Source organism: Nocardia ninae NBRC 108245, assembly GCF_007990755.1.
GTDB classification, from domain to species: domain Bacteria; phylum Actinomycetota; class Actinomycetes; order Mycobacteriales; family Mycobacteriaceae; genus Nocardia; species Nocardia ninae.
Map to the genome: position 1 here is coordinate 80,053 of NZ_BJXA01000032.1, position 12,935 is coordinate 92,987.

Here is a 12,935-nt window from a genome sequence, read left to right on the forward strand (position 1 = left end):
TCGCCGCACAACACCGGATCAGGACGTTCATTACAATAAACCTCTGAAGGCACCTGTCAAGCGTTACCGGGCCGTAGGAAGTCACGAAGAGTACACTTCGTTACCTGCACGACCAACCGAGGAGCAAGATGGCGGACGGTCCGACGTACCACCGGATCGCAGACCTCCTCCGCGAGGAGATCCGCGCAGGCAAGTGGAAACCGGGTGATCGGTTGCCCAGCCACACGGAGCTGGCCGAGCACATGCAGGTCTCACTGACCACCGCTCGCAATGCGATTCAGGTGCTTGTCACCGAAAATCTCGTCTACACAGCGACTTCCCGCGGCACCATCGTGCGAAACCAGGAAGTTCTGGAATCAGTTGTCACCGACCATATCCGACACGACCGGCCGAAGTCGCCGCACGACATCTTCGAGGAGATCGCGCGCGCCGCGCACCGGACGCCGTCCAAGGAGTTCAGCGCGAAGATGGAGCCTGCGGGTCCCTCGGTCGCGCTGTGGCTCGGCGTGCCCGAAGACTCCTGGGTGCTGGCCAGGACGGTCGTCCAGTATCTGGACAACGAGCCGTGGTCCTGGGAGGTCAGCTTCTATCCGCGAGACCTGGCCGAGGCCACCGGAATCGACTCGCCGCACGACATTCCGGAGGGCACCACCCGCCGATTGGCGGTCAGCGGGCACGCCGAGACCGCCCATCGCGACACGCTGACGGCGCGGCCCGCCACCGCCGAAGAGGCCACCGTGCTCGGCGTGGCGGCGGGCACGATCCTGCTGGACCATCTGCGGATCGGCGCCAACCACGAGCGGGTCACCAGGGCCACCCGGCACCGTTCCATCGCCGCGAGTAACCGGCTGGCCTACCAGCTCGGCGACGCCGAAGGACTGGCCGTCATCGGGCGCACCCTGGGCGTGCCGTACGGACCGGGCATCGCGACGGCATGAGTATCATGCTCCGCCAGGCGACAATTGGTGATCTGGGCGTGATCTGCCGTCTGCGCCTGCAGCGCACCGCGTGGCTCACCACGCGCGGCTCCGATCAATGGACGGTCGCGGGTCGCGGCCTACCCATCGAGATCTTCGCGCGCTCGGTCGGCCGGTCGATGGACGCGGGCGAGACCTGGATCGCGGAGGTCGCGGGCGAACCCGCGGGCACGATCACCGTCAACCGCCATGCCGACCCTGGGCTGTGGTCGCCGTGGGAACTATCCGACGCGGTCGTCGTCCACTACATGATCGTCGACCTCCGCTTCGCCGGACAGCGCATCGGCCAACGACTGCTCGCCCACGCGGGATGGCTTGCGCGCCAACAGGAGCGCGACTGGGTCCGGCTCGACGCCTGGACCACCAACACCGAACTGCACGACTACTACCGCAGAGCGGGCTTCCAATTCGCGCGCATCGCAGGCCCGATAGCGACCGGTCCGTCCCGCGCCCTGTTCGAACGTCGCGCCGACAGCTGGGATTTCGACGCCGCGGTCACGGTCCCCGCCGCCCGCGTCACCGGGACCACCCCGAACCTCGGCTTGGTCCCACCCAATCCAATCGCTGATTTCGCTGCGGGCCAACCCAACAACTGACCCGTACCGCGTGATCGCCCACCGAGCCACCACCGCGGCGGCAGCTCGCCCACGGCTACCCCGACTCGGCGGCGGCCCCACTCCTACTGGGTAGGCGGCATATACGCGATCTGCACCATCTCCTGACCCTTGCTGCGCGAGGCCAGCGTGCCGCGGCCCGGGGGAAGCTTGCTGGGCCGGATCTCACCGATGATCTTGCCCTCGTCCCGGGAGCCGCTCATGACCAGCGTGTCCACCGACAGGTTCTTCAGGCCACCGATGATCGGGTCGTAGAGGGCGCGCGACACGCCACCCATGCGGCGGGTGACGACGAAGTGCATGCCGATATCGCGGGCCTGCGGCAGGTATTCGATCAGCGCGGCGAACGGGTTGATGCCGCCGGTAGCCACCATGTCGTAGTCGTCGACCACGATGTAGATCTCCGGCCCTTCCCACCAGCTGCGCTCGCGCAGCTGCTGCGGGGTGATGTCGGAACCGGGGATCCGCTTGGACAGGAACTCCGCGACCTCGGCGATCATCGGCCCACAGGTCTGCGACGAGGTGGAGTATCCGGCGAGGTGTTCGCCCTCGACCACGCCGAGCATGGTGCGGCGGTAGTCGATCATGATGATCTTCGCCTGATCCGGCGTCGAATTCTCCACCACGCCCGTCACGATGTTGCGCAGCAGCGTGGTCTTGCCGGATTCGACGTCGGCGAAGGCCATGAAGTGCGGATCGGTCCCGAAATCCAGGACCAGCGGCTGCAATTCGGATTCGCCGAGACCGACGACCACCCTGGTCGGGCTGAGCTCGATGCCCTGTTCCCTGGCGATGGCCAGCAGGTCGTCGCGGTTGAACTGCAGCGGCAGCATGCGCACCTCCGGCGCCCGCCTGCCCGCGTGCAACTCCGCGAGTTCCTGACGCGCCAGGGTGACACCGTCGGCCAGCGACTCCGGATCGGAGTTGGAGTCCAACCGCGGCAAGGCAACCAGCATGTGCAGCTGTTCCGGGGTGAGACCGCGGCCCGGACGACCCACCGGAACCTGGAAGGCGGTGCGCCGCCCCATCTCCGAGTCGGTCGGATCACCGAGGCGCAGCTCGAGCCTGGTGCCGATCTGGTCCTTGACCACCGGCCGGATCTCGGCCCACCGGGACGCGCCGATGATGAGGTGGATGCCGTACGACAAGCCCTGTGCCGCAATGGCGGTGATCTGCGGCTCCAGCACGTCGAACTCTTCGCGGATCACGGCCCAGCCGTCGATCACCAGGAACACGTCACCGAATCGGTCGTCGGCCAACGGATTACCCGCCGACGCCGCGCCGTCGGGCACGTGCGCCGCCGCGGCGAACTTGCGCCGCCGGAACTCCGCCATCGACTCGATACCGAGTTCGGCGAAGCGTTCCTCGCGCTGACGCATCAGCGAGGTGAGCTCGGCGATGGTGCGCCGGACCCGGTCGCTGTCGAGCCGGCCGGCCACCGAGCCGACGTGCGGCAAGCCGACCAGGCCCGCCATACTGCCGCCACCGAAGTCCAGGCAGTAGAACTGCACGTGCTGCGGCGTGTGGGTAGCCGCGGCGGCCATGATGATGGTGCGCAAGGTGGTCGACTTACCCGACTGCGGACCACCGACCACCGCCACATTGCCCTGGGCGCCGGCCAGACTGATGGTCAGCACGTCACGACGCTGCTCGTACGGCTTGTCGATCACGCCGATCGGCATCCACAGCTGACCGTGCCGGTTGACCGGCGAGCGCCAGTCCGGGTCGGGCAGCAGCATGTCGACGGTCGGGGACTCTTCGAGCGGCGGCAGCCACACCTCGTGCGCCGGGCGGCCGTGCCCGGTCAGCCGTTTGACGACCACGTCGAGCAGCGAGTCCGGAATGCCCTCGTCCGGACCGGGCGCGTTGAGCGCCGACGGCGGCGGCGGGAGTTCGAGCAGCGGGTTCGACGGCGACGGCGGCAGATCCAGTGCGGAATCGTCCTCCACCGGTTCCGGCATCTCGACCGGCGCGGCGGTGAACACCGCGAGCCGCTGGCCGCCGACCGGACTGCCGTCCTCACCGGTCACCGTGCCCACCGGCGCCACATAGGGACCGGACACGTAACTCGCGTTGAACCGCAACGGATCCGAGGCGTCGCTCTTCAGATAGCCTGCGCCCGGCACGCTCGGCAGGTGGTAGGCGTCGGTGATGCCGAGGACCGCGCGCGATTCGTTGGCGGAGAAGGTGCGCAGACCGATTCGGTAGGACAGGTGCGACTCGAGGCCGCGCAGCTTGTTCTCCTCCAGCCGCTGCGAGGCGAGCAGCAGGTGCACGTGCAGCGAGCGGCCGAGTCGGCCGATCATCACGAACAACTCGGCGAAATCCGGCTTCTGCGAGAGCAGTTCGGAGAACTCGTCGACCACGACGAACAGCGCCGGTAGCGGATCGAGCGGCACGCCCGCGGCCCGCGCCTTCTCGTAGTCGGTCACGTTGGCGTAGTTGCCCGCCGACCGCAGCAGTTCCTGGCGCCGGTTCATCTCACCGGCGAGCGCGTCTTTCATGCGGTCTACCAGGGACAGTTCCTCTTCCAGGTTGGTGATCACCGCGGCGACGTGCGGCAGTGAATCCAATCCGAGGAACGTCGCGCCACCCTTGAAGTCGACCAGCACCAGGTTCAGCGCGTCCGGCGAGTGCGTGGTGACCAGCGAAAGCACCAGCGTGCGCAGGAATTCCGACTTACCCGAGCCGGTCGCGCCGATGCACAGGCCGTGCGGGCCCATGCCGTTCTCGGCCGACTCCTTGATGTCGATCTCCACCGGTGTGCCGTCGGGGGTGATGCCGATCGGCACGCGCAGCCGCTCCCGCGCGGTGCGTGGCCGCCATACCCTGGCCGGATCGATCTGCGCCGCGTCCGGGATCTTCAGCAACGCCATCAGCCCCGGATCGGCCGTCGAACCCTCACCGAGACTGACGATCTGGGCCGCCGTGGCAAGCCGGTATCGCGACAGCGCCCGCGAAAACGCCTCGGCCTCCGCCGAAGTCACCACGTCGGCGGTGGCGAACTTCTCCACGCCCGCCGCGCTGCGGGCCGACACGTCGCCGTCCGCGGCGACCAGCTGGAGCCCGCGGCGCGCCGCGAGGCCACCCTCCGGTGCGGTGAGGTCGAGCACGGTCACCGAATCCAGGCCGGATTCACTGATCAGTCGTTCGTTGCCGTTGACGTACCCGTCATCGATGATCACCACCAGGTGCAGCCGCCCCTGGGTGGGTTGCGGGTTACGCATGAAACGGCCACGCTCCATCAGCTCGGCCGACAGCGCGGTCTCCAGCTCACCCAGCGAGGTGTACATCATCCTGGCCGAGCCCATGCCGTCGCGCAGGGTCGGATGCTGCAGGTGCGGAAGCCATTTCGCCCAGCCCCAGGCCCCGTCCGGGTCCGCACAGACGATGGCGACCGCGAGATGGTCGGGCCCGTGGAAGGTGACCAGCTCCATCAACATCGACCGCGTCAGCATGCGCGCGTCCTCGGCCGGGCCGCCGATGTTGATCGCGGGGAAGGCGCGCAGCGACACCGCGGTCGGCAAGCTGTGCACCACCGAATGGGTACGCACGAACCGGCGCAGCGCGACGGTGGAGACCGGCTCCAGGTCTTCCAGTGGACCGGTTTCCGGCCTGGCCAGCTTCGTGGCCAGCCGGTGGCTGCCGATACCGACGCGGACGTGGCCGAAGTCCGGATCGTTGGGCCTGCGCTCCCACATCCGCCGGGTGCCGATCAGCGAGGGCAGGTCGGCCGGGTCCGGATGGCTCCAAGCCAGCGTCTCCAGCTGCTTGCTGCCGGTGCGCCGCACGTCTTTACGGATCTGATCGAGGTAGCGGAAGTAGTCCTTGCGCTCCTCGTTGAGCTCGACGGCGCGCTTACCCGTGCCGCCGCGGAAGCCCGCCATCATGCCGACCATCGACATCAGCATCATCATCGGGAACATCATCGACAGCGGATTGGCCAGCAGATTGCGGCCCATCATCGCCATCATCGCGATCATGCCGATCACCGCGACCACCATGACGACCGGCATCAGCTTCATCATCAGCGGGGCAGGCAGCGCGCGCGGAATCTCCGGCGGCGCGGTCAACGCCACCTCACCACCGGGTGCCCGGGGCGGCGCTATCCGCGGGCGCCGTACGAAACCTTCGATAGCCATGAGTCCCTCGATCGGTCGAGCTTTCTGCGGTCGGCACAGAGCCTGTCGCTAGGGGTCGTATTCGGCGTCGATCTCCCTGCGTCTGCGGCGGAACGGAATCGCCACCGCGATACCGATCGCCAGGGCGGTCAGGCAGGTCAGTGAGCCGATCACCGCGATCCGGCGCGGCCGAGGGTCGGGACCGGGTGGGACGACCGGCGCGGCGATCAGCCGACCGACATCGGCTCCGGCGTTCACCGGACGATCGGGCAGTTGCGCGGTCAGCGCGGCGAGCGGGTCGATCAGGCCCGCGCCGATCGCGTCGTCGTGGCCGGTGCCCGGCGCCTGCGCGGTGCGCACGATGCGATCGATCACCTGCTGGGCATCGAGATGCGGGAATCGGGAGCGCACCAGGGCGGCCAGCCCGGCGACATACGGCGCCGCGAAACTGGTGCCGTCCACCGGACGGATGCCCTCGGTGGTCTGCACGCCGTTGACCAGGCCGACGCCGCCCGGCTTGCTGTCCAGCGACACGATATTGCGGCCGATCGCGCTGACCCCGATCCACGGTCCGTGCAGCGACAGATCCGACGGCTTACCGTCGGCGTCCACCGAGCCCACCGCGAGCACATACGGCGAGAACCAGGCCGGGCTGGCGACGGTGGTGACCGCGCCCCATCCGGTGCCCTCGTTCTGGTTCTTGCATGGGCCATCGGACTCGACGTTGCCCGCCGCGGCCACCACGACGACATTGCGGTCGTAGGCGTACTTCACCGCGGCACCGAGCGAGGAGTCGGCGGTATCGGAACCGGCTGGGCTGCAGGCCACTTCGGAGATGTTGATGACGGTGGCGCCGAGGTCGACCGCGCGCACCACGGCCGCCGCCAGGGTGAGCACGCTGCCGTAGCCGTCGGCGCGGATGGCACCGGGCGCCCGGTCGCCCGCGCGGTCCTTCTTCTCGTAGGCGAGGCTCAGCTGCCGGATGGTGAGGATCTCGGCCTCGGGCGCCACCCCGGCGAACGCGTCGCCCGGACTCGGCTGGGCCGCGATGATGCCTGCCACCAGCGTGCCGTGCCCGTCGCAGTCGACGCTGCCGTCGGTGTCGGAGACATAGTCGCCGCCGGTCTGCAGGAACGGCAATCGCGGATGCCGGTTCACTCCGGTATCGATCACCGCGACTTTCTGCCCGGCGCCCCTGCTGAACTGCCAGGCCGAGGGCAACTCGAGGACCCGCTGCGCGATCGGCGGCTCGTTCGGCGGGGGGCCGGTGAGCGCGGGCTCGGCGCACAGGTCGCGCTGCTCGGTCGGCTCCAACGGCGCGGGGCGACCGCTCAACGCCTGTGCGATGGCTAGCGCACCCGGATCGATGACGGGCCGCGAGATCGCCGAGGCGGGCGGCGCCGGCGCGCCCACCAAGCCGATCACCGCGGCGACGCAGGCCATCCGCAACAGGCTGCGACGGAAGGCGCTAGATCTCATCGCTCGCTGCGCTCACGAGGTCTCATGGCTGCCTGCGCTCATATGTTCCTGGCCATCGAGTAGACGTTCATGATCCAGAGCACCAGCGGGATCAGCGCGATGATCAGCAGGTATTCGAAGATCTCGATCATCCGCCTCGTCACCGGGGTGACCTCGATGTGCGGTCCGATCACACCGAAGCCGACGGTGCCCGCCGCGAAGGCGACCAGCAGGCCGACGCCGAACATCTGGAAGTCCGTGTCGCCCATGGCCGTACCGAGGATCAGCGCCACGAAGATGACGATGCCGCCTGCGATCAGCGTCGCAGCCTGGGTGAGATCGGCGAAGGATCGGCCGCGCAGGCACAGGATGATTCCGGTGACGACGGCCAGCGTGAGGCCCTGCCAGCGGGCGGCGCCCAGCGGGTCCGCCGCGCCGAACGCGCCGATCACCGCGCTCAACGTGCACGCGATGATCAGGCCGGATTGGTACTGATTGGCCGCACGGGCCCGCTCGCCGAGACCGGCCGCCGAGGGCAGTGCGGTGGCGCCGATCGCGCCGATGCCCTCGATGGTCGGGCGCTGTTCGTGATCGGCCGGGTCGATCGCCGCACCCGCGGTGGGCACCGGCGGGATCGGCAGCCGGGCCAGGCCCGCGGCCATCCGCGGCACCATCGACAGCATCGCGACGCCGACGACCACCAGGGCAGCGGACAGCTTCGGCAGGCCCGGATGCCAGATGAGATACACCGCGGCGGAGATACCACCGATCACGCTGGCCGCGGCCGCGGCCGAGAACAAGGTGGCGCCGCTACCGATGAGCCGATAGCCGAGCACGGCGGCCACCAGTGTCACCGAACAGGCGAGCAGCAGATGCGCACTGCCGAGCGCGCCGGGCACGAAAAGCGCGGCACCACCGAACAAGAGCAGCAGGCCGTCCAGCGACAGCCAGGTGGCGGTCGTCGGATCCAGGTATTTGCGGGCGGCGAAGCCCGCGGCGACGAAGGCGCCGATACCGGCGGCCGACAGCACGAACGCGGGGGCTATCGGATCGCCGTGCCCGCGCGAGATCACCAGCAGCGTCAGCGCGGTGAGCACCGTCAGCACGGAGGTGACCAGGCCCATCCAGCGCGCGGAGTTGCCGGTCCAGCTGCGGAATTCCTCGGTGGTGAGCCGGGATACCGCGTCGATCACGTCATCGAAGAGCGCGGGCGCTTCCTTCGCGGTGACCGAGCGGAGCACCAGCAGTTCGCCGTCGTGCACGTCCGCGTCGTTGAGCGTGCGGCTCGGCGCGAAGGCCTCTTGACCGATGCGCGCCAGGGTCCAGTGCTGGGCCTGCAGCGGCACCGAGTCGTCTTCGGCGTCGACCTGTTCGGGATTGCGCGATTCGATCAACGCCACCAGGTCGCCGATGAAGCTGGCGATCGGGACGGTTGCGGGCAGCCCGACATCGAGCTGAGTGTTGCCGCCGATGACGGATACTCGACTCAGCTCGGGCTCAGCGGCACGTGTGCCACTGGTTGGTGACTCGATCAACGACCCCGGACCCCCGGCCTCTCCACTGGCGATTGTTCACGCCCCAATTGCACTGCATGGAACGTCTTCTGAGTGAACGACTCAGACACAGTCAGACTCTCATGTAGACAACACTTGCGTTGCAACCTCCCGGCAGCTGAACCTAATGTAACGGACAGACCAGGCACTGCGCGATCGGTAGTCTGGGGGGCATAAGAACTTATCCACTACTACGAACGAAGACTTCGGGGTCCGACAGCCATGACCGGCAATCGCCAAGCACAACGCGCCTTCGACGCCGGAATTCTGTCGCTCGGACTGTCCATCGAAGGGCAGGAATCCGCGCGCGACCTCGAGTACGCGAAGCTGGCCTTCCAGCGCGCCACCGAGTGGGACCCCACCATGTGCGACGCGTGGCTCGGCCGCGCGGCCGCCGGTGAGCTCACCAAGGACGTCTTGTTCAACATGCACAAGACCAGCACCAGCACGCTGTACCGGGAGCAGCGCAGGCTCGGACTGCGGCCGCGCGAGCTCGCGGGCCGGTTCCTGCCCGGTCTGTACATCGACTACCCGCTGGCCAGCTACACCGAGATCTGGCTCGCCTGGGCCGCGCAACTCATCGCAGACAAGGAGTACGACGAGGCCGAGCGGGTGCTCAACGACCTCGACGCGCACCGCAGGTCCCAGCTGAGCGACCCGGATCGCGAGATCGATAACCGCATCTGCGCCTATGTCCGCGGCGTGCTGCACTACAACACCCAGCGCTGGCCCGATGTGATGACGGTGCTGGCCGGGTCGGCCGAGTGGGACGACCCGTATCTCGCGGCTGGTGCGAACGTCATGGTGGGCACCGCGTGCGCGCAGCTCGGCTTGTTCGGTGAGGCAATCCGGCGGATGGAACAGGCCGAGGCGGGCCCGATTCCGGCGGCCCGGTCCACCGCCATGTTCTGCCGCGGCCTGTGCCTGCGCGAATCCGGCAACGAAGAAGTAGCGCAGGGCCTGTTCGAGAAGGTGTACTCGCAGGCGCCGGATTTCGAGGCGAACACCACCGCGATGCGCGACCGCACCTACCGGATCAGCGTCACCTCCCGGGAAACGATCGACGCCCGCACCGACAAGTGGGATCCGGCCTCCGCGCCGTCGATGAAGCAGCTCGAGCAGGCCGAGACCGAGGACCGGGCCAAGAAGATCCTGGCCGAGGCCCGCGCCGAACTCGACTCGCAGATCGGTTTGACCTCGGTGAAGACCCAGGTGGCCAAGCTGCAGTCGAGCGCGCAGATGGCCAAGATCCGCGCCGAGAAGGGCCTGGCCGCCGGAGCGCGCGGTCAGCACCTGGCCTTCACCGGTCCGCCCGGCACCGGTAAGACCACCATCGCCCGCGTGGTCGCCAAGATCTATTGCGGCGTCGGCATCTTGAAGACCGACAAGGTGGTCGAGGCCAAGCGCGTCGACTTCGTCGCCCAGCACCTCGGCGGCACCGCGGTGAAGTCGGAGGCGCTGATCGACAGCGCGATGGACGGCGTGCTGTTCATCGACGAGGCCTACACCCTGATCCAGACGGGTCTGCAAGGCGGCGACTCGTTCGGCCGTGAGGCCGTCGACACCCTGCTGGCCCGGATGGAGAACGACCGCGACCGGCTGGTGGTGATCATCGCCGGCTACGACGGCGAGATCGATCGCCTGCTCGCCGCCAACGACGGTCTGGCATCACGGTTCTCCAAGCGAGTGCAGTTCCCGTCGTACACACCCGACGAGCTCGGCGAGATCGGCAAGGTCATCGCGAACAAGCGGGATTCGGAGCTGTCCGACGAGGCGCACGAGCTGCTCGTCAAGGCCTGCACCCAGCTCTACTCGATGCAGAGCACCGACCAGAGCGGTCAGCCGCGCCGCGGCGTCGACCTCGCGGGTAACGGCCGGTTCATCCGCAACGTCATCGAGGCCGCCGAGGAAGAGCGCGAGTTCCGCCTGGCCAACGACGAGACGCTGGACCTGGCCAATATCGACGAGTCGATGCTGATGCGCATCGAGGCGCCGGATATGCATACCGCGCTCACGGGCATTCTCGCCTCGCTGAACGTCGGCTTCACCGGCTGACCACAGTAAGGCCGAGCGCCGCGCGGGCTGAGCGTTACGCCGGGCAACTGCACGGCCGGATGCTCCACGAGCCCGCGTTCAGCGCGTTACGCACCGAGCGAGCACCCACCACCACGGAACCAGTTGCTTGGGCTGAGCGCTTACTCTCCTGGCGCACAACGGGACGCAGGCGCTCCACCGGGCCCAGCGCCCGATGAGCTGAGCGCTGGGCCTGCTGACCTCGCCGACTATTGTGGCGGCTCGAGCGGCAGCTGATCGCGTGCCGTGAGCGCTTCCTTCGCGGACAAGTTCGCGCCGGGCACCATCTGGCCGATGATGGCCCACGGCGCGAGGCGCGGGGTGTCCCCCAGGCCGAGCACGCCTGCGGTCTCCATATCCGGAACGCCGTAGCGCACACCGTTGTCGGCGACGTAGAACAGACTGCCGCGCCGCGGGCTACCGGGACCCATGCCGGTCACCTGAACGAACTCGCCGCTGCCCGGCGGGACGTACACCGCGTCCACCCGGTCGCCGGTGCCATCGGACGTGGCCAGCGCGACGGTCTTCGCCTTTTCCGCGATCGGCACGCGCACGCCGGCCAGCAGGGTGATCGAGGCGCGTTCGGCCGGGCCGTCACCCGCGTCGGTCTTGCGGTTGGCCGGGGCGGTGCCCGGCGTCTTGGACCACGCGACACAGGCCACGGGGGCGTCTTCGGCGTTCAGGATCTTCGGGGTCTCGACCGGAAAGTCGTTGACCGGCAACACATGTACCACCGGCACCCGATCGAGCACGTCCGGCGGCATGGTCGGGATCTCGCTCATCCCGTGCGAGTCGGCGAACCGGATCACCTGCGCGGTGAACGGGCTCACCGGCTGCAGCCCGTCGGCGAGCACGGCGTACAGCTGCGGCTTGCCGTCACCGACATCGCGCACCGAAATCACGCCGCCCACCGGGATTTTCGACAACGGGCCCGGCCCCGGCTGGCCCGCCTGCGGGATCTGCGGGGCCGTGAGCGCGGGGACTTCCGTTGTGGCGCCGAGCATTCCGGTGCCGATCGGGCGCGGGCGGTGCATTGTCAGGTTCAGCGCGCGGATCAGCACCGAGTTGGCGGGGTCGACCTCGGCCCGCTTGCCGTCGTAGACCAGGTAGGTCTTGTCGCTGCGCTTCACCAGCAGCGCCTCGTCCTTGGTGACCGTGCGGATCCGATCGCCGAGGGCGGGGCGGCCCGCGATGACGGTGGTGGTGCCGCCGGTGGCCGAGGCCGCGCTGCCGCCCTGCGACAGCGGGATCGTCTCGCACAGCGACCATTCCGAGCGGGAGCCCTGCGACGACCCGGGCAGGGCGCTCGGCGCACCGGGGATGCCGACCATCGGGCCGCGCGGCATGCTGTTGAGCTTGCTGTCCTTCACGCCGTGCGGCTCGGCATTGCTGCCGGTGATCAGCCGGGCGGAGGCGAGGTTCAGGACGGGGTGCAGCGTCTTGTTGCCGTTGTCGGACTCCACGACCACATACAGCGCGCCGCTCTGCTTACCCGACACGATCAGCGCGTCACCGATGGCGCCCTGCGGCCGCAGGAAGCTCAGAATGGCCGCACCGGCGATGATGAGTATCCCGAGCACCGCGCCGACCCACAGCGAGCGCACCTGGGACCGCATCGGATCGTGCAGCATCCGCACATCGCGCCGCACCAGCGCGTGATCCAGTCGGCGCAACAGGAATCGGTACCCGTTGACCTGGGCTCGGGTAGTCAGCTGTGCCGGCACAAGGTCTCCATCGAACTGTCGAGAACCATCTTCATCGACACGGTACCGTAATTCCAGGACGGCCCTGAACCGATGAATTCATGGCCCATCGGCGGTGGCCGAACAGGTGGCAGACAGGGACTTACGCGGTGACGACAAGTGTGAACGAGACCAGGCCCGCCGGGGCGACCGAAGCGGAAGGCACCGGCGCCTCGACGCGGAATGCCGGCCGGCCCTCGGCCTATGACACCCTGCGTGACCCCGAGTTCTGGCTCTTCCGTATCTATCCGCTGCGGGTGCTCGTTCCGGTGGTGGTGCTGGCCGCGACGCTGGTCTGGATCATCCTCGCCACCACGGAGTCGCTGTGGGGTGCGATCGGTGCCGGCGCCGCGCTCGCGGTGCTGCTGCTGATCCCGATGCGGGGCCGCACCCCGGC

Annotated in this window: 7 protein-coding genes and 1 pseudogene; 4 read left to right on the forward strand and 4 right to left on the reverse strand. The window is 68.4% G+C overall.

Going from position 1 to position 12,935, the window contains the following annotated elements:
* Positions 1–128: 128 nt before the first annotated feature.
* Positions 129–938, forward strand: coding sequence for a GntR family transcriptional regulator (locus NN4_RS22960; protein WP_107654201.1), 810 nt, complete (start codon positions 129–131; stop codon positions 936–938).
* Positions 935–1,573 carry a GNAT family N-acetyltransferase gene (locus tag NN4_RS22965; protein WP_147134987.1) on the forward strand — a complete coding sequence of 213 codons (639 nt, stop codon included), beginning with the start codon at positions 935–937 and terminating at the stop codon, positions 1,571–1,573. The genes NN4_RS22960 and NN4_RS22965 overlap by 4 nt, the downstream gene beginning before the upstream one ends.
* Positions 1,574–1,656: 83 nt before the next feature.
* Here the strand turns inward: NN4_RS22965 and eccCa are convergent, their stop codons facing one another.
* From eccCa to eccD, 3 genes are read right to left on the reverse strand one after another with little or no spacing between them, the layout of a single operon-like run.
* Positions 1,657–5,733: a type VII secretion protein EccCa gene (eccCa, locus tag NN4_RS22970; RefSeq protein ID WP_147134990.1), complete on the reverse strand. Its 4,077-nt coding sequence runs from the start codon at positions 5,731–5,733 to the stop codon at positions 1,657–1,659.
* Positions 5,734–5,781: 48 nt separating this feature from the next.
* Positions 5,782–7,191, reverse strand: coding sequence for a type VII secretion-associated serine protease mycosin (mycP, locus tag NN4_RS22975; RefSeq protein ID WP_281289395.1), 1,410 nt, complete (start codon positions 7,189–7,191; stop codon positions 5,782–5,784).
* A 38-nt stretch (positions 7,192–7,229) separates the two neighbouring features.
* Entirely contained in the window at positions 7,230–8,705 is a 1,476-nt protein-coding gene (eccD, locus tag NN4_RS22980; RefSeq protein ID WP_147134993.1) for a type VII secretion integral membrane protein EccD, read from the reverse strand.
* 240 nt (positions 8,706–8,945) lie between these two features.
* Here eccD and eccA point away from each other — a divergent pair, with 240 nt between their 5' ends.
* Positions 8,946–10,778 carry a type VII secretion AAA-ATPase EccA gene (gene eccA / locus NN4_RS22985; RefSeq protein WP_147134996.1) on the forward strand — a complete coding sequence of 611 codons (1,833 nt, stop codon included), beginning with the start codon at positions 8,946–8,948 and terminating at the stop codon, positions 10,776–10,778.
* Positions 10,779–11,005: 227 nt separating this feature from the next.
* Here the strand turns inward: eccA and eccB are convergent, their stop codons facing one another.
* Complete coding sequence (gene eccB / locus NN4_RS22990; protein ID WP_147134999.1) at positions 11,006–12,520, reverse strand: type VII secretion protein EccB; 1,515 nt, start codon at positions 12,518–12,520, stop codon at positions 11,006–11,008.
* 128 nt (positions 12,521–12,648) lie between these two features.
* Between eccB and NN4_RS22995 the strand changes: the two are divergent.
* Positions 12,649–12,935 (forward strand): annotated as a pseudogene (locus NN4_RS22995) (type VII secretion protein EccE); the annotation flags it as partial.